At 63.2% G+C, this 17,167-nt stretch carries 13 protein-coding genes, 2 tRNA genes and 1 riboswitch; of the genes, 11 read left to right on the top strand and 4 right to left on the bottom strand.

The genetic code is table 11. The features are described from left to right. Positions 1 to 28: 28 nt before the first annotated feature. Positions 29 to 1,666: a histidine kinase N-terminal 7TM domain-containing protein gene (locus VI26_RS05725; protein WP_082150906.1), complete on the bottom strand. Its 1,638-nt coding sequence runs from the start codon at positions 1,664 to 1,666 to the stop codon at positions 29 to 31. 79 nt (positions 1,667 to 1,745) lie between these two features. Then, positions 1,746 to 1,819: riboswitch (S-adenosyl-L-homocysteine riboswitch) on the top strand. Positions 1,820 to 1,881: 62 nt separating this feature from the next. On the opposite strand from VI26_RS05725, the gene ahcY reads away from it, so the two are divergent. After that, positions 1,882 to 3,291 (top strand): adenosylhomocysteinase, encoded by a 1,410-nt coding sequence (gene ahcY, locus VI26_RS05720; protein WP_048408796.1) that lies wholly within the window; start codon positions 1,882 to 1,884, stop codon positions 3,289 to 3,291. Positions 3,292 to 3,419: 128 nt separating this feature from the next. Then, on the top strand, positions 3,420 to 4,256 hold the full coding sequence (gene metF, locus VI26_RS05715) for a methylenetetrahydrofolate reductase [NAD(P)H] (RefSeq protein WP_048408795.1): 837 nt from the start codon (positions 3,420 to 3,422) through the stop codon (positions 4,254 to 4,256). A gap of 81 nt (positions 4,257 to 4,337) precedes the next feature. On the opposite strand, the gene VI26_RS05710 is transcribed toward metF, so the two are convergent. After that, positions 4,338 to 4,823, bottom strand: coding sequence for an Lrp/AsnC family transcriptional regulator (locus tag VI26_RS05710; RefSeq protein ID WP_039756263.1), 486 nt, complete (start codon positions 4,821 to 4,823; stop codon positions 4,338 to 4,340). 506 nt (positions 4,824 to 5,329) lie between these two features. On the opposite strand from VI26_RS05710, the gene hppD reads away from it, so the two are divergent. From hppD to cfa, 9 genes are all read left to right on the top strand, one after another. Beyond that, positions 5,330 to 6,403, top strand: coding sequence for a 4-hydroxyphenylpyruvate dioxygenase (gene hppD / locus VI26_RS05705; protein ID WP_048408794.1), 1,074 nt, complete (start codon positions 5,330 to 5,332; stop codon positions 6,401 to 6,403). A 59-nt stretch (positions 6,404 to 6,462) separates the two neighbouring features. Continuing rightward, on the top strand, positions 6,463 to 7,593 hold the full coding sequence (locus tag VI26_RS05700; RefSeq protein ID WP_048408793.1) for a homogentisate 1,2-dioxygenase: 1,131 nt from the start codon (positions 6,463 to 6,465) through the stop codon (positions 7,591 to 7,593). A gap of 185 nt (positions 7,594 to 7,778) precedes the next feature. Beyond that, positions 7,779 to 8,762 (top strand): fumarylacetoacetate hydrolase family protein, encoded by a 984-nt coding sequence (locus VI26_RS05695; protein ID WP_048408792.1) that lies wholly within the window; start codon positions 7,779 to 7,781, stop codon positions 8,760 to 8,762. Continuing rightward, a complete protein-coding gene (gene maiA / locus VI26_RS05690) occupies positions 8,755 to 9,399 on the top strand; it encodes a maleylacetoacetate isomerase (protein ID WP_048408791.1) in 645 nt (214 codons plus the stop codon). The genes VI26_RS05695 and maiA overlap by 8 nt, the downstream gene beginning before the upstream one ends. 152 nt (positions 9,400 to 9,551) lie before the next feature. Beyond that, positions 9,552 to 9,627: transfer RNA gene (locus tag VI26_RS05685), tRNA-Phe, on the top strand. Between the two features lie 26 nt (positions 9,628 to 9,653). Continuing rightward, positions 9,654 to 9,729, top strand: a tRNA-Phe gene (locus VI26_RS05680). A 109-nt stretch (positions 9,730 to 9,838) separates the two neighbouring features. Then, positions 9,839 to 10,198: a carboxymuconolactone decarboxylase family protein gene (locus VI26_RS05675; protein ID WP_048408790.1), complete on the top strand. Its 360-nt coding sequence runs from the start codon at positions 9,839 to 9,841 to the stop codon at positions 10,196 to 10,198. A 110-nt stretch (positions 10,199 to 10,308) separates the two neighbouring features. Then, positions 10,309 to 11,106, top strand: a complete 798-nt coding sequence (locus tag VI26_RS05670; protein ID WP_197081394.1) for a Cof-type HAD-IIB family hydrolase — start codon at positions 10,309 to 10,311, stop codon at positions 11,104 to 11,106. Between the two features lie 154 nt (positions 11,107 to 11,260). Further along, positions 11,261 to 12,415, top strand: coding sequence for a cyclopropane fatty acyl phospholipid synthase (gene cfa / locus VI26_RS05665; protein ID WP_048408789.1), 1,155 nt, complete (start codon positions 11,261 to 11,263; stop codon positions 12,413 to 12,415). A gap of 61 nt (positions 12,416 to 12,476) precedes the next feature. Here cfa and ptsG read toward each other — a convergent pair whose 3' ends face one another. Together ptsG and ptsP are read right to left on the bottom strand one after the other, a co-directional pair. Further along, on the bottom strand, positions 12,477 to 14,240 hold the full coding sequence (ptsG, locus tag VI26_RS05660; protein WP_048408788.1) for a PTS glucose transporter subunit IIBC: 1,764 nt from the start codon (positions 14,238 to 14,240) through the stop codon (positions 12,477 to 12,479). An 82-nt stretch (positions 14,241 to 14,322) separates the two neighbouring features. Continuing rightward, complete coding sequence (gene ptsP, locus VI26_RS05655; protein WP_048408787.1) at positions 14,323 to 16,845, bottom strand: phosphoenolpyruvate--protein phosphotransferase; 2,523 nt, start codon at positions 16,843 to 16,845, stop codon at positions 14,323 to 14,325. Between the last annotated feature and the right edge of the window lie 322 nt (positions 16,846 to 17,167).

Below are 17,167 nucleotides of genomic sequence, written 5' to 3'. Positions count from 1 at the left end.
TCCACGGACAGGCGTTTTTTGTTTTTGGCTAGAGGACCGTGCTCAGGCGACAGGCATTCTTGCCGGCGGCCTTGACCTGGTACAGGGCCTGGTCCGCGGCTTGGTAGAGCTGGGGCGCGGCGCCGGCGTGCTTGGGAAAGACCGCGATGCCACAGGAAAACGTGGCGCAGAAACTGTCGTCGCCGGCGCCGTGCGGCAAGCGTTCGAAGGCCGCGCGCCAGCGCTCGGCGCGCAGCAAGGCATGCTCGCTGTCGCAGCCCGGCATCAGCACCAGAAACTCCTCACCGCCCAGCCGGCAGATCACGTCCTCCTCGCTACCATCGCTGTCCAGCAAGGTCGCCAAGCGCCGCAGCACCTGGTCGCCGTGAAAGTGGCCGAAGCTGTCGTTGATACGCTTGAAATCATCGAGATCGATCAGGGCGATGGCCAAGGAACTGCCGTCGCGGCGGGCGCGGCTCAGCTCGCGCGGAAACATCTCATCCAGATAGCGGCGGTTGTACAGGCCGGTCAGCGGATCGCGCAGCGCTTGCTCGCGCAGCGCCGCCTGCAGCGACTCGATTTCGGCGATGCGCATGGCCAGGGTCTGATTGGCGCTGCGCAGCGCCTCCTCCGCCTGGCGGCGTTCGGTGATGTCGCGCAGCACCAGCATGCGGCTGGAGTGCGGCTGGGTCTGTTGGGTGATTGGATACACGCGCAGGTCCAGGATGCGCGAGCCGTCCTGCAAGGACAGCTCCAGTTGCTGCTGCTGGCAGGGCAGGATCTGGGCATGCGGCCAGTCCGCCGGCAAGGGCTGCCCCAGCAGCAAGCGGCTGGATTGGCCAAGCAGCCGCGCGGCGGCTGGGTTCAGGTCCAGGATGCGCATCTTGTCGTCCACCACCATCACGCCATCGCCCATGGCTTCGAAAGAGCGCGCGCGCGCCACCGGCACCAGGTAGAGCAGGCGTAAATAGAGCAGATCCAGCGCGAATATCAGGCCGGTGACGGTGAAGGAGTGCGGCGTCGGGTCCAGGCCTTGCAGCGGCATGGCGCCGCTCAGGTAGAGGATGTTGCCGAGCCAGGGCGCGCAGGCGCTGATCATCAGCACGATGGACTGGCCGCGGAAGTAGGCTGGATAGTAGTGCAGCGCGCGGATCAGCATCAGCGAGCCTATCAGCATCATCAGATAGGAATAGCCGGCGACGCCGATCCAGAACGCCGGGCCGTGCTCATAGATCAGCAGATTGTAGCCGGAGGGGCTGGGCCGGTAGCCGGTCCAGATCAGCTGATGCATCTCATTGCTCGCCGCCAGCAGCAGGCACAGCAGCGGCAGCGCGAACAAGGCGGCCAGCCAGCGCCGGCTCAACTGGATGCGGTTGTAGTCCAACGCCAGCAGCAGGAACAGCACCGGGGTGCTCAAGGTACCCAGGTATTCCAGCTTGGACCAGGCTATCTTGACGGGCAGGCTGGTGGCGGCCAGTTCGCACATCGCGCCGGCGGCCCAGATGGCGACCGCGCTCATCAGCAGCGCCAGCCAGCGCACGCCGGGGAACTGGCGGCGATACCAGGCGATGGCGGCGATGGCGGTGGCTATCAGCGCGGCGATCCCGGACAGGGCGGCCAGCGGGGTGAAATCGAAAGTCATGGGGCGACGATGGATCGGCAAGCCGGTAGTGTATCTTCTTGGCATGCGGACTCCTACCTTTTCCGAGCGGCATAGGTATAATCGAAACGTCGCTGTCCGCGTGTCCACGCTGGCGGCGGCCGGTCGGCCCGAGGGGCGCTGCGAGGATGATCCATCCCCAGGCTCGGGCCGCTCCCGTTTCAACGGCGCTCACCTGATCAAAACCGTGCCGGGCACGGGAGCGGGTGAGCCGCATCCTGGCCGGCTGCGTGAACTAAGGAATGCTCGCGATGGCTGATTTCACCGATTTTCATGTTGCCGATATCAATCTGTCCGCCTGGGGCCGCAAGGAACTGGCGATTGCAGAAACCGAGATGCCGGGCCTGATGGCCTTGCGCGATGAGCACCGGCACAGCCAGCCGCTGCGCGGCGCGCGCATCGCCGGCAGTCTGCACATGACGATCCAGACCGGGGTCTTGATCGAGACCCTGGTGGCGCTGGGGGCTGAAGTGCGCTGGGCCTCTTGCAATATCTTCTCCACCCAGGACCACGCCGCCGCCGCCATCGCCGCGGCCGGCATCCCGGTGTTCGCCTTCAAGGGCGAGAGCCTGGACGAGTACTGGGAGTTCAGCCACAAGATCTTCGAATGGCCGGAGAACGAGCCGGCCAATATGATTCTCGACGATGGCGGCGACGCCACCTTGCTGTTGATGCTGGGCAGCAAGGCGGAAGGCGATCGCGGTGTGATCAGCCATCCGTCCAATGAGGAAGAGACCGCGCTGTTCGCCGCCATCGCCCGTTATCTGCAGCAAGACCCACAGTGGTATTCCAAGCGTCTCAAGCACATCAAGGGCGTGACCGAGGAAACCACCACCGGCGTGCATCGCCTGTATCAGCTGGAGAAGGAAGGGCGCTTGCCGTTCCCTGCCTTCAACGTCAACGACTCGGTGACCAAGTCCAAGTTCGACAATCTCTACGGCTGCCGCGAATCGCTGGTGGACGGCATCAAGCGCGCCACCGACGTGATGGTGGCCGGCAAGGTGGCGGTGGTGCTGGGCTATGGCGACGTGGGCAAGGGGTGCGCGCAGAGCCTGCGTGGCCTCGGCGCCACGGTGTGGGTGACCGAGGTGGACCCGATCTGCGCGCTGCAGGCGGCGATGGAAGGCTACCGCGTGGTGCGCATGGACGAAGTGGCCGATCAGGCCGATATCTTCGTCACCGCCACCGGCAATGTCGGCGTGATCACGCATGAACACATGAAGAAGATGCGCAACAACGCCATCGTCTGCAATATCGGCCATTTCGACAGCGAGATCGAAGTCGCCAGCCTGCGCCAGTACCAGTGGGACAATATCAAGCCGCAGGTGGACCACATCATTTTCCCAGACGGCAAGCGCGTGATCCTGCTGGCCGAGGGCCGGCTGGTCAATCTGGGCTGCGCCACCGGCCACCCCAGCTTCGTGATGTCCAACTCCTTCACCAACCAGGTGTTGGCGCAAGTGGAAATCTTCGCCAACGGCCAGCAATACGGCAAACAGGTTTATGTGTTGCCCAAGCATCTGGACGAGAAGGTGGCGCGCCTGCATCTGGCCCGCATCGGCGCCAGGCTGACCGAGCTGTCCGACGAGCAGGCCGCCTATATCAGCGTGCCCAAGCAAGGTCCATATAAGCCGGATCACTATCGTTATTGATTTTTATAACGATATTAAAACGGACAGTGCTATTAGAATGGTGCTGTCCGTTTTTTCTTGTCCGCCGCCGCGGACTGCGGTCATCCTATAAAAACAAAGGAGTCTCCCGCAGGAGATACAGAGAGATCATGACAGCACAGAGCCGAACCTTCAGTTTCGAATTCTTTCCGCCCAAAACGCCGGAAGGCATCGCCAAGCTGCGCACCACGCGCCAGCAACTGGCCCAGTTCAAGCCGCAGTTCTTTTCCGTCACCTTTGGCGCCGGCGGCACCACCCGCGATGGCACGCTGGCGACGGTGCTGGAAATCCGCAGCGAAGGCCATGCCGCCGCGCCGCACCTGTCCTGCATCGGTTCCACCCGCGACAATATCAGCGCCATTCTCAATGAATACCGCAATAACGGCATCCGCCACATCGTCGCGCTGCGCGGCGACATCCCGTCCGGCATGGTGGCGGCCGGCGAATTCCGCTACGCCAATGAGCTGGTGGAATTCATCCGCGCCGAGCATGGCGATCATTTCCACATCGAAGTGGCCGCTTATCCTGAATTCCATCCGCAGGCGCGCTCGGCCGAGGACGACATCAACAACTTCGTGCGCAAGGTCAACGCCGGCGCCAATTCGGCGATGACTCAGTACTTCTTCAATGCCGACGCCTATTTCCGCTTCGTCGACGAAGCGCAGGCGCGCGGCGTGAATATTCCCATCGTTCCGGGCATCATGCCGATCTCCAACTTCGGGCAACTGTGTCGTTTTTCCGACATGTGCGGCGCGGAAGTGCCGCGTTGGCTGCGTCAGCGCATGCAGGCCTATTACGACGACAGCGCGTCCATCCGCGCGCTGGGCCTGGACGTGGTGACCGAGTTGTGCGACCGCCTGCTGCAGCACGGCGCACCGGGTCTGCACTTCTACACGCTGAATCAGGCCGGCTTGGTGTCCACCATTTGGCAGCGGCTAGGTTTGTGAATCAGGACGCGTTCCCATGCAAAACGGCCCGGAATACCGGGCCGTTCTGTTCTAATCCTGACGCGGCGCGAGGCCGCCCGCCTAAAGGCCACGCAATTGGCCCAGCGGCAATGAAGTCGTCCGCTTGATCTCCTTGAGCACAAAGCTGGATTTCACATCGGCGACGCCAGGATGCTGCAACAACTCATCCATCACGAAGCGCGAGAAGTGTTCCATGTCTTCGAAATACACCTGCAACAGATAGTCCATCTCGCCGGTCATCGCGAAACAGTTGATGACTTCCTGCCAGCTCTGCACCGCTTCAATAAAGCTCTGCAAATGCGCATTGCCGCGCTTTTCCAGCGTCACCCGCACCCAGGCCTGCAAGCCCAGGCCGATGCGGGCCGGATCCAGCAGCGCCACGTACTGGCGGATCACGCCGGACTCCTCCAGCTGTTTCAGACGGCGCAGACAAGGGGATGGAGACAGGGCCACCCGTTCTGCTAATTCCACGTTGGTTAAGCGACCGTCATGCTGTAGCTCGGCCAGAATACGCAAGTCTGTCTTATCTAATGTAAGACTTGGCATGTTTTCTCCTAAAAGAGGCAAAATATTAGTGTTTTATACTTAGTTATTACTGGTTTCTTGGTATTTAGCAAGAAAATTGCCCCGTAGTTTCCATAGAATAAAAAGCCTAAAAACGCATTCTACACACGGCGCTAAAAAAGCACCGGGGTTTGTCGAGCGATAAGACGGCGGAGATTTAAGATTCACATCCAGAGGAGAAGCTTGCCGCAAGTCATTGCGGCAGGCCGTGTGCGCGGCGTGAGTGTTCATCAGCGCCGGCTATTCAGCCTTTTCTTTCTTCTGTCCCGTCTTCTTGTGCGCTTTTCCCGGTGAAACCGTGTCTAGAACAAGGCTTTCTCAACATGTCATGACAAGACTATCACAAGACATGCCATCAAAAGCTAGTGTTAATTGTTAATAAACAAGCTTGTTGCGCGGACCACAAGACCAAGTCGCCAGTTCAGAGCGGCGCTCTACTTCCGCTCGTCGCGAGCCGGCGCACACTCATCTACAAACAGGAGAAACAGATGAAAATGGAAACCATGCTGCAAAACCCCCTGGCCACCGACGGCTTTGAATTCGTCGAATACACCGCCCCCACCGAAGATGGCATCGCCAAGCTCAAAGCGCTGTTTTTGTCGCTGGGCTTCAGCGAAGTGGCGCGCCATCGCAGCAAGAATGTCAGCCTGTTCCGTCAGGGCGACATCAACTTCATTCTGAACGGTGAGTCGTCGCAGCCGGCCAAGGCTTTCGGCCACGAGCACGGCCCGTCCGCTTGTGCGATGGCGTGGCGCGTCAAGGACGCGGCCAAGGCCTATGAATATGCGCTGGCTCATGGCGCCAAGAAGTATGAACGTCCGATCGGCTTCATGGAGTTGAACATTCCGGCGGTGGAAGGCATTGGCGGCTCGGCGCTGTATTTCGTCGACCGCTACGGTCCGGAGCACAGCATTTACGATGTGGACTTCCTGCCGCTGGACGGCGTGGATCAGCATCCCCAAGGCGTGGGCCTGTATGAGATCGATCACCTGACCCACAATGTCTTCCGCGGCAATATGGCCAAGTGGGCGGGTTTCTACACCGATATCGCCAACTTCCGCGAAATCCGCTATTTCGACATCGAGGGCAAGCTCACCGGCCTGGTGTCCCAGGCGATGACCAGCCCCTGCGGCAAGATTCGCATCCCGATCAACGAATCCTCCGACGATAAGAGCCAGATCGAGGAATTCCTGCGCGAATACCATGGCGAGGGCATCCAGCACATCGCGCTGACCACCCGCGACATCTACCACACCGTGGAAACCTTGAAGGCCGCCGGCACCCGCTTCCTGGACACCCCGGACACTTATTATGAAAAAGTGGACACCCGGGTGCCGGGCCATGGCGAGGATCTGGCGCGCCTGCACAAGAACCATATCCTGGTGGACGGCGCGCCGGTGGACGGCGCCGGCATCCTGCTGCAGATCTTCACCGAAACCGTGATCGGTCCGATCTTCTTCGAGATCATCCAGCGCAAGGGCAACGAGGGCTTCGGCGAGGGCAACTTCCGCGCGCTGTTCGAGTCGATCGAAGAAGACCAGATTCGCCGCGGCGTCATCTAAAGCCCGCTGTTCATCCATGCGATCCCCGCCGTTCCGACGGCGGGCTTGAAGGACTCATCATGCGTAAATGGATTCAATTTCCCCACCGCGAAGGCACCGTCTCGCGCCAGGCCCACGCCGATTTTCCGAGCGAAGCCATTTATGAGCGCGAAGTGGGCCGCAGCGGCTTCTTCGGTCCGGCCACCCATCTGCACCACAAGCATCCGCCCACCGGCTGGAGCGCCTGGGAAGGTCCGCTGCGTCCGCGCGCCTTTGATCTGAATGAGTTGCCCAAGAACGTCGCCGCGCCCTGGGCCGCGCCGCTGGTGTTGCACAACGCCCAATGCAAGCTGCGCATCTGGAGCGTGGATCAGGCGATGACTCAGTTGTTCCGCAACGGCGACGGCGACGATATGCTGTTCATCCACGCCGGCAGCGGCGAGTTGTTTTGCGATTACGGCCACCTGAGCTATCGCGACGGCGACTATATCCTGATGCCGCGCTCCACCAGCTGGCGCATCGAGCCGGCGGCGCCCACCACCATGCTGCTGATCGAGACCAGCAACGGCGCTTACCAGTTGCCGGATAAGGGCCTGGTCGGGCCGCACGCCATTTTCGACGAGGCGATGCTGGACGTGCCGGCGATAGACGACGCCTTCCGCGCGCAGCAGACCGAGGACGAGTGGCAGGTGGTGATCAAGCGCCGCGGCGCGCTGTCCACGGTGACTTATCCGTTCAATCCGCTGGACGCGGTGGGCTGGCACGGCAATCACTCGGTGGCGCGCATCAACTGGCGCGACATCCGGCCGCTGATGAGCCACCGTTATCACTTGCCGCCGTCGGCGCATACCACCTTCGTCGCCGACGGTTTCGTGATCTGCACCTTTGTGCCGCGGCCGATCGAGTCCGATCCCGGCGCTTTGAAGGTGCCGTTCTATCACAACAACGACGATTACGACGAAGTGATCTTCTATCACGCCGGCGACTTCTTCAGTCGCGACAATATCAAGCCGGGCATGCTGACCTTCCATCCGGCCGGCTTCACCCACGGGCCGCACCCCAAGGCCTTCGCCAAGGCGATGACGGATCCCAAGACCTTCACCGACGAAGTGGCGGTGATGATAGACGCGCGCGATGCGCTGGAGCAGGGGCCGCAGATGCCGGAGGTGGAGTGGACCCAGTATGTGGACAGCTGGAAACCCAAGCCCTAGTCGCCTGGCGTTATCGCTGCTGCGCAAGCCGATCTCGGCGCTGCGATGCTCGCGGTAACATTTGTACCGCTGCGCTTCTCCCGCCGACCTCGGCTTGCTCGCGACGCGATAGCGCTCAGGCGATGTCGTGGATGTCATACCGTATCACTGGAATTTCAGCTGCCCAGCTGCAGAAAGAATAGAAGATGAAACTCGCCACATATCAGAATCAAACCCGCGACGGCCAACTGCTGGTCGTCAGCCGCGACCTGTCCCGCGCGGTGGCGGTGCCGCAGATCGCTGCCAGCCTGCAGCAGGCGCTGGACGGCTGGGACGCGCTGGCGCCGCGGCTGCAGGAAGTCTACGCCGCGCTTAACGACGGTGAGGTGCCGGGCGCCTTCCCGTTCGAGCCGCAGCGTTGCCACAGCCCATTGCCGCGCGCCTATCAATGGGCGGACGGCAGCGCTTATCTGAACCATGTCGAACTGGTGCGCAAGGCGCGTGGCGCCGAGGTGCCGGCCAGCTTCTACCATGATCCGCTGATGTACCAGGGCGGCTCCGACGCCTTCCTGCCGCCGCTGGCGCCGATTCCGCTGCGCGACGAAGCCTGGGGCTTGGACTTCGAGGGCGAGGTGGCGGTGATCACCGGCGACGTGCCGCTGGGCGCCGACGCCGCCGCCTGCGCTGACCAGATCCGCCTGCTGATGCTGGTCAACGATGTCAGCCTGCGCAATCTGATTCCCAATGAGCTGGCCAAGGGCTTTGGCTTCTTCCAGAGCAAGCCGGCCACGGCGTTCTCGCCGGTGGCGGTGACACCGGACGAATTGGGCGCCGCCTGGCGCGACGGCAAGGCGCATCTGCCGCTGCTGGTGGAATACAACGGCGCGCCTTACGGCCATCCCAACGCCGGCGTGGAAATGCAGTTCAGTTTCCCGCAACTGGTGGCGCACGTGGCCAAGACCCGCGAGCTGGCCGCCGGCTCCATTATCGGCTCCGGCACCGTGTCCAATCACGACCGCAGCGTCGGCTCCTGCTGCCTGGCGGAACAGCGGATGATAGAGACAATAGAGAGCGGCGCGCCGACGACCCCGTTCATGAAAGTAGGCGACCGCGTGCGCATCGAAATGAAGGACGCCACCGGCGCCAGCGTCTTCGGCGCCATCGAGCAGACGGTGGTGAAACATGGTTGAGCGCGTGTTGTACGGCTATTTCCGTTCCAGCGCCGCCTACCGGGTGCGCATCGCGCTGAATCTGAAAGGGCTGGATTACCGCTATCAGCCGATCAATCTGCTCAAGGGCGAGCAGCGCAGCCCCGAGTATCTGGCCATCAATCCGCAGGGGCTGGTGCCGTTGCTGGACGACGGCGGGGTCAAGATCGCGCAGTCCCTGGCGATCTGCGAATACCTGGACGAGGCCTATCCGGATACGCCGCGGCTGTTGCCGTCCGCTCCGGCGGAGCGGGCGCGGGTTCGCGCGCTGGCCTTGGCGATCGCCGCCGACATCCATCCCTTGCAGAACACCCGGGTCGGCAAATATCTGCAGACCGAGTACGGCAAGGATGAAGAGGGCAAGGCGCAGTGGATACGTCACTGGATTCAGACCGGCTTCGCCGCGCTGGAACAGCAGCTGGCGGCAGCGCCTGGCCGCTACGCGGCGGGCGAGCAGCCGACGCTGGCCGATGTCTGCCTGCTGCCGCAGGTGTTCAGCGCCCATCGCTTCGGCCTGGATCTGACTGCGTATCCGAACATCGTCCGCGTCGCGGACGTGCTGGAGCAATTGCCGGCTTTTGCGGCAGCTCACCCGTCCCGGCAGCCGGACGCGATCTAAGTCTTTGATCCGGCGGGCTAGTCGTTTCAGACGGCTGGCCCGCTTATTTTTTCCGCGCCGCAGCCGCCCGTTTTTTTGCAATTATTCCTTGACGCGGTTAACGTCCTCTGATTAAATGCGTGGCTCTGACGGCGCGACAGCGCAGCAGTGATGGCCAGTTAGCTCAGTTGGTAGAGCAGCGGATTGAAAATCCGCGTGTCCGTGGTTCGATTCCGCGACTGGCCACCATCACCGCCTTAGCTTCAGCACCCGTCGGCCAGTTAGCTCAGTTGGTAGAGCAGCGGATTGAAAATCCGCGTGTCCGTGGTTCGATTCCGCGACTGGCCACCAGATACCTGAAGAGCCGAACTCATCGAGTTCGGCTTTTTGCATTGCGTATTGGCTTGCCATTCAATATATAGTTAAATATAATGTATATTGTTATGTTAAGGAGATGGACATGAGCCAGCATTACCCTGATTTGAGCGCGGAACTGGGCGCGGAGTTGAGCAAGCTGCGCAAGGAGATTCCGGAAACCCTGAAAGGCTTCGGCCAGATGAGCCGCGCCGCGCATGCCGGCGGCGCCTTGTCGAACCAGACCAAGGAACTGATCGCGCTGGCGATAGGCATCGCCAACCGTTGCCACGGCTGTCTGGCCTTCCATGCCAAGGCGCTGGTGGAGTTGGGCTGCGGCCGCGCCGAATTCATGGAGATGCTGCAAGTGGCCATCTATATGGGCGGCGGCCCGTCGCTGATGACGGCGGCGGAAGCCTTGCAGGCCTATGAGCAGTTTGGCGGGGAAGCAGCGCCGGCGGCGTGATGGCGGGGCGGCGCATGGTTCTGATCAGTCCATGCGAGCGCCCGCTTTCAATATTGGGCAGTGTCTTGCGGTGGGCGTATACTGATGGCTTCTGTTGTCGCGGGAGTTTGATGGTGTACCACTTCATCGCATCCGATCTGGATGGCACCTTGCTTGACCCCAATCACGCGGTGGACCCGTTCACCGCCAGCACCTTGCAGGCGCTGCAAGCGCGCGGCGTGCGTTTCGCCATCGCCACCGGCCGCCACTATCTGGACGTGCAGGGCATCCGCCAGGCCTTGGGCATTCGCGCCCACCTGATCACCTCCAACGGCGCGCGGGTGCATGATCCCGACGACAAGCTAGTGCATCGCCAGGATATCGATCCCGCGCTGGTGCGCCGGCTGGCGCAGCCGGAGTTCGCCGCCGGCACGGTGCTGAACTTCTATCTGGACGATGGCTGGCTGATCGATCAACCCTGCCAGTACCTGCTCAATTTCCATGCCGATTCCGGACTGCGCTATCAAGTGGCCGATCTGGCCGGGCACAGCGGCGCTGGTGTCGGTAAAGTGCTTTATATCGGCGAACACGCGCATTTGCTGGAAGTCGAGCGCAAGCTTCACCAGGCCTTTGGCGATGAGCTTTACATCACCTTCTCGGCCGATGACTGCCTGGAAGTGATGGCGCCCGGCGTGTCCAAGGGGCACGCGCTGGAACTGGTGCTGTCGGATCTGGGCCTGGACAAGGCGCATTGCCTGGCGTTTGGCGACGGTCAGAACGATATCGAGTTGCTGCAGACCGCCGGCCATCCGCGGATGATGAGCAATGCCCAGCCGCGGCTGGCCGAGCAACTGCCACAAGTACCGCGCATAGGCAGCAATCGCGAAGCCGGCGTGGCGCGCCATCTGCGCGAGTTGTTCGAGCTGTAATCCGCCATCGCGCCGCCATCCGGCGGCGGCGCCTCGCCTCCTGTCACGGAGCCAATAACAAGCCGGGCGCAAGGATAGCTTGTCTTTGCCGCGCAGCCTCGCCGTGAGCGCTGCATGAGTTCAACACCATTGTGGCGCAAGCCATGGAGGCCGCATGAATTCATCCTGTCTTGATAACCGCGCCGCCGCGTCGCGGAGTCCCGGCTACCGAGCGGTAGCCGATTTGCTGGCCCAGGCCGGCATCGCCGTCAATGGCCGGCATGGCCACGACATCAAGGTATTCCATCCCGATTTCTTCCGTCGCGTGCTGGCCCAGGGTTCTTTGGGCCTGGGGGAGAGCTATATGGACGGCTGGTGGGACTGCGAGCAGCTGGACGCATTCTTCCATCGGGTTTTGCGCGCCGGCCTGGAGCAAGCTCTGCCGCGCGGCGTCCGCGAGCTGCTGCACGCCTGCGCCGCGCGCTTGTTCAACTTGCAATCGCCAAGCCGGGTGCGCCGGGTCGGTCGGCGCCATTACGACCTGGGCAACGATTTGTTCCTGGCGATGCTGGACCCGCATATGCAGTATTCCTGCGGCTATTGGAAACAGGCTGCGACGCTGGAGGACGCTCAGGAAGCCAAGCTGCGGCTGATCTGCGATAAATTGCGCCTGACAGCCGGCATGCGTGTGCTGGACATCGGCTGCGGCTGGGGCGGCCTGGCCGCTTACGCTGCGCGCCATTACGGGGTTCATGTGACCGGGGTGACGATTTCGGCGCAGCAGCTGGAACTGGCGCGGCGGCATTGCGAGGGGCTGGATGTGGACATCCGTCTGCAGGACTACCGCCAACTGCGCTTGCAGGCGGATCGCATCGTGTCTGTCGGCATGTTCGAGCATGTCGGGCCGCGCAACTACGCTTCTTATTTCTCGATCGCGAGGAAGAATCTCAAGCCGGACGGGCTGTTCCTGCTGCATACGATAGGCTCGCTGCGCGCCGGTCTGCGCGTGGATCCCTGGATCAACCGCTATATTTTCCCCGGCGGCTGCCTGCCGTCGGCGAGCCAGATCGCCCGCGCCAGCGAACCGGACTGGGTGATGGAGGACTGGCACAACTTCGGCGCCGATTACGATCTGACCCTGATGGCCTGGCTGCAGCGCTTCCGCCGGGCTTGGCCGCAGCTGTCCGCCACTTATTCGGAACGCTTCCGGCGCATGTTCGAATACTATCTGTGCGCTTGCGCCGGCGCGTTTCGCGCCCGGGATCTGCAGCTGTGGCAGGTACTGTTCAGCCGTGGCGGTGTGGCGGGGGGCGTGCGGGTCGCGCGCTAGGCAGCAAAAACGCCAGCGCGAGCGCTGGCGTTTGGCATGGCAGGAAAGGCTTGCGGCTGACTCAGCTTTGCAGTGCCTTAGCCAGGGCCGCGGCCTGATCGCCGACGATCAAATGCCAGACGCCGGGGGACACTTCCAGCATCGCCACCACGCCGGCGGCGCGCGCGGCATCCTGATTGAGCTGCGAGCCCGGCTTCAGTTCCACCCGCAAGCGGGTATGAGCGATGGCTTCCACCTTGGCCAGCTTGGCCGCGCCGCCCAAGGCCTGGCGCAGCGCCGCCGCCTGGCCCTGGTCGGCTGCCGGCATCGGCGTCGCCGCCTGCGGCGCCGGGGCCGGCGCGCTGGCCGGTGCGTCGAGTTCGGCATCGGCGCCAGCACTGCGCAGATAGATTTCCATATCGGTCTTCAGGTTCTCCGACTGCGGGCCGAAGATGGCCTGGATGCCGTTGCCCACCACCACCACGCCGGACGCGCCCATGCTCTTGAGCTTGGCCTGATTCACCATGGCCGGCGTTTTCACCGCGATGCGCAGCCGGGTGATGCAGGCGTCCAGGCTGCTGATATTGGAGCGGCCGCCAAAGGCCAGCACCAGTTCGCGCGCGCGCGCGTCCTCGCTCAGCTCCACGCTGGCTTCGGCGCTTTCGTCCTCGCGGCCCGGGGTTTTCAGGTTGAACTTGGCGATGACGAAGCGGAACACGCCATAGTAGATGCCCGCGTAGATCGGGCCGAGGATGAGCACGTACCAGGCATGCTTGGCCTTGTCGCCGAACAGGTTGAACATCAGGTAATCGATGCCGCCCTGGGAGAAGGTGAAGCCCATGTGCATGTCCAGGGTGTTGGCGATGAACTGCGCCGACGCGGCCAGGCAGGCATGGAGGAAGTACAGCACCGGCGCGACGAACAGGAAGGAGAATTCGATCGGTTCGGTGATGCCGGTCAAAAAGGAGGTCAGCGCGGCGGAAATCATGATGCCGCCCACCTTGACGCGGTTTTCCGGCTTGGCCGAATGCCAGATGGCGATGGCCGCAGCCGGCAGGCCGAACATCTTGAACAGGAAGGCGCCGGACAGGATGCCGGCGGTCGGGTCGCCGGCGAAGAAGCGGTTGATGTCGCCATGTATCATCTTGCCGCTGACCGGGTCGGGGAAGGCGCCGATTTCAAAGAAGAAGGGCACGTTCCAGATGTGGTGCAGGCCGAAGGGCAGCAGCAGGCGCTCGACGAAGCCGTAGACGGTGGCGGCGGTGCGCGGGTCGCTGACCGCGGCCCACTGCGAGAAGCTCTTGATGGCATTGCCTATCGGCGGCCAGATGAAGGACAGCGCCACGCCCAGCACGATGGCGCTGATGGCGGTGACGATGGGCACGAAGCGCTTGCCGGCGAAGAAGCCCAGGTATTCGGGCAGCTTGATCCGGTAATAGCGGTTGAACATATACGCCGCCAGGCCGCCGGCGAGAATGCCGCCGAACACGCCGGTCTGTATCGACGGCAGACCCATGATGGTGTCGGGCTTGACCCCCATCAGTCCGGCCATCACCCCCAGGGTGACGGTGGTGACCAGGTGGCCGATCACCGCGGCGATCGCCGCCACGCCGTCGTTTTCGGTAAAGCCCAGCGCCACGCCCACGGCGAAGATCAGCGGCAGATTGCCGAAGATCACGTCGCCGGAGTTCTTCATCAGCGACAGAATGGCCAGCGCGACGCTGCTCTGGGTGTGGAAATCGGTGGCGCCTATGCCCAGCAGCAGGCCGGCTACCGGCAGCACGGCCACCGGCAGCATCAGCGCCTTGCCGATTTTTTGCAGAAATGCGAATGATTGACTAAACATGATGGTTTATTCCTTGCTCGATCGCGTAGGGAATAGCGGGCGGCCTTGCCGCCGCCCGGCAGTGCTCAGGGCCAGCGCCTGTTTATCTGGCCTGGGTATTCAACAGCTCGCGCACCTCGGTCACGGTGGACAGGGCCAGCGCCTGTCGCGCCAGCGCCTGGCATTCGTCCGCGCTCCAGCGCGCCAGCGTGGCCTTGACCGCGGCCAGCGCCGGCGTGCTGACCGACAGCTCGCCGACGCCCATGCCCACCAGCAGCGGCGCGGCGCGCTCGTCGGAGGCGAGACCGCCGCAGATGCCCACCCATTTGCCGTGGGCGCGGGCGCCGTCGCAAGTCATCGCGATCATCGCCAGCACCGCCGGGTGCAGCGCGTCGGCCTGCTTGGCCAACTGCGGATGGCCGCGATCCATCGCCAGCACGTACTGGGTCAGGTCATTGGTGCCGATGGAGAAGAAGTCCACCTCTGGCGCAAAGCGCGCGGCCATGACGGCGGCGGACGGCACTTCCACCATGATGCCCACCTTGAAGTCATGCTGGCCGCTTGCGGCCTGCTCTTCGGCCAGAATGGCCTTGGCGGCGCGCAATTCGTCCAGCGAGGCCACCATCGGGAACATGATGTGCAAGCGGGTCAGCGGCGCGGCCTGCAGGATGGCGCGCAACTGGGTGCGCAGCAGGTCCGGGCGCTCCAGGCTGACGCGGATGCCGCGCAGGCCAAGGAAGGGGTTGTCCTCCTTGGGCAGCGGCAGGTAGGACAGCGGTTTGTCGCCGCCCACGTCCAGGGTGCGCACCACCAACGGGCGCTCGGCGCCCAGCGCGCGGGCCACCGCGCAGTATTCTTCCGCCTGTTCCTGCTCGCTGGGCGCGGTGTCGCGGTTGTCGAACAGGAATTCGGAACGCAGCAGGCCCACGCCCTCGGCGCCCTTGGCCACCGCCTCGCGCGCGTCGGCGGCATTGCGGATATTGGCCACCACTTCGATGCGCACGCCGTCGCGGGTGCGCGCTTCTTGTTGCGACATCGCCGCTTCGGCGGCGCGGCGCGCGGCGATGTCGGCGATTTCGGTTTCGGCCGCGGCCAGTTGCTCGGCGTTCGGCGCGATGCGCAGCGTGCCGCGGCTGCCGTCGATGATGACTTGCTCGCTATCCGGCAGCGCCAGCGCGGCCTGGGAAATGCCGCAGATCGCGGGAATGCCCAGCGAGCGCGCTAGGATGGCCACATGGCTGGTGGCGCCGCCGGTGCGGGTACAGAAGCCCAGCACCTTGTTGGGGTCCAGCGCGGCGGTGTCGGACGGGGTCAGATCCTCGGCGATCAGGATGGAGCCGGCCGGCACGTCCAGGCTGGCCTGCTTGACGCCGGCCAGCAAGGCCAGCACACGGCGGCCCACGTCGCGGATATCGTTGGCGCGTTCGCGCAGCAAGGCGTTGTCCTGCGCTTCCAGGCGCGCGGAGTAGGAACTGAAGGCGGCGCGCCAGGCCCAGGCGGCGGATTTGCCGTCGGCCAGGCCGGCATAGGTTTGCGCCAGCAGGTCCGGGTCTTGCAGCAATTCCTGGTGCATGGACAGGATGGCCCGCTTGGCGGTGTCGGTCAGCTGGGTTTTGACCGCGTCTATCTGCTGCGCCGCTTCTTCAGTGGCGCGGGTGAAGAATTGTTGTTCCTGATTGGCGCCCTGGCCGAATTCCGGCACGTCGAATTCTTGCAGCCGGTGATGGTAGACACGGCCGATGGCCAGGCCGGGCGAGGCGCCGACGCCGACCAGCAGTTCGGCGCTTTCTTCGTGCAGGGCGGGGGCGATGACCGACGCGGGCGCGGCCGGCGCTTCGTCCTCTGCCTCGCCGCAGCGGTCCAGCAGCAGCTGGGTCAGTTCGGCCAGCGCCTGCTCGGCGTCGGCGCCGGCGGTTTCGATGCGCACCTTGTCGCCGTTGCGGGTGGACAGGCCCATCACGCCGACCACGGATTTGGCGTTGGCGGACTGCTCGCCCAGCAGCAGATGGATATCGGCCTGGAAGCTTTTCGCCTTGCTGGCGAATACCGCGGCCGGGCGGGCGTGCAGGCCGGCGGGATTGGTGATGGTGATTTCCGGGGACAGTAGCTTGGCGCTGTCGGCGGCCGGGGCTGCGGCCGTGGCGGCGGCTCCGGACAGTTCTAGCTCCAGCACCACGGTCTTGCCGGCTTCGGCCTGGCCGCTGGCGCAGTGCATCGCGCTGACGGTGGCATCGCCATTGGTGATGATGATCTGGGTCAACAGGCTCTGCGCCTTGCGCGCGACCAGGTCCAGTTCAAAATCGATTAGCGGCTGACCGGCCTTGACTTGCTGGCCTTGGGCGACCAGCGGCTGAAAGCCCTGGCCTTTGAGCATCACGGTGTCGATGCCGATGTGCACCATCACTTCCACGCCTTGGGGCGAGATGATGGTCAGCGCATGGTGCGCGGAATGTAGATTGCTGACGGTGCCGGAGACCGGAGCCAGCAGGCTGCAGGAGGTCGGATCCAGCGAAATGCCGTCTCCAACCATCTTGCCGGCGAATACCGGATCGGGAACGGTGTCCAGTGCGACCAGCCACCCGGACAGGGGGGCGAGGATCTGCAGTCGTGGCAAGGGTGTGCTCATATATAACTCCTCAGATCGGGAATTTATCAGTTGTTTTATTACGAGCGTCGGCCTGCTTCTTCATGAGCGGTTCCGTGTGGCGTGCCGGATAGAGTACACCGTACGGAATGGCCTGTCTGTGTTCGATGGCGCAGCGACATCAATCAGGCCGCGACAGTGCTGACGCTTACTGTCAAAGCAGAGATATGATGCCAATACTGTAGTTTAATTACATCGAAATAACGGTGCAGCTTGATGGCAATCAAGAAATTAAGCAAGTAGGAATTCACGTATTTGCACTAGTTCTTGGCTGGTCGGTGGCGGGGGGATGGAAGGGCCGGGG

This window comes from Chromobacterium sp. LK1, from assembly GCF_001043555.1.
GTDB lineage: Bacteria > Pseudomonadota > Gammaproteobacteria > Burkholderiales > Chromobacteriaceae > Chromobacterium > Chromobacterium aquaticum.
This window is presented reverse-complemented; position numbering and strand designations above follow the sequence as displayed.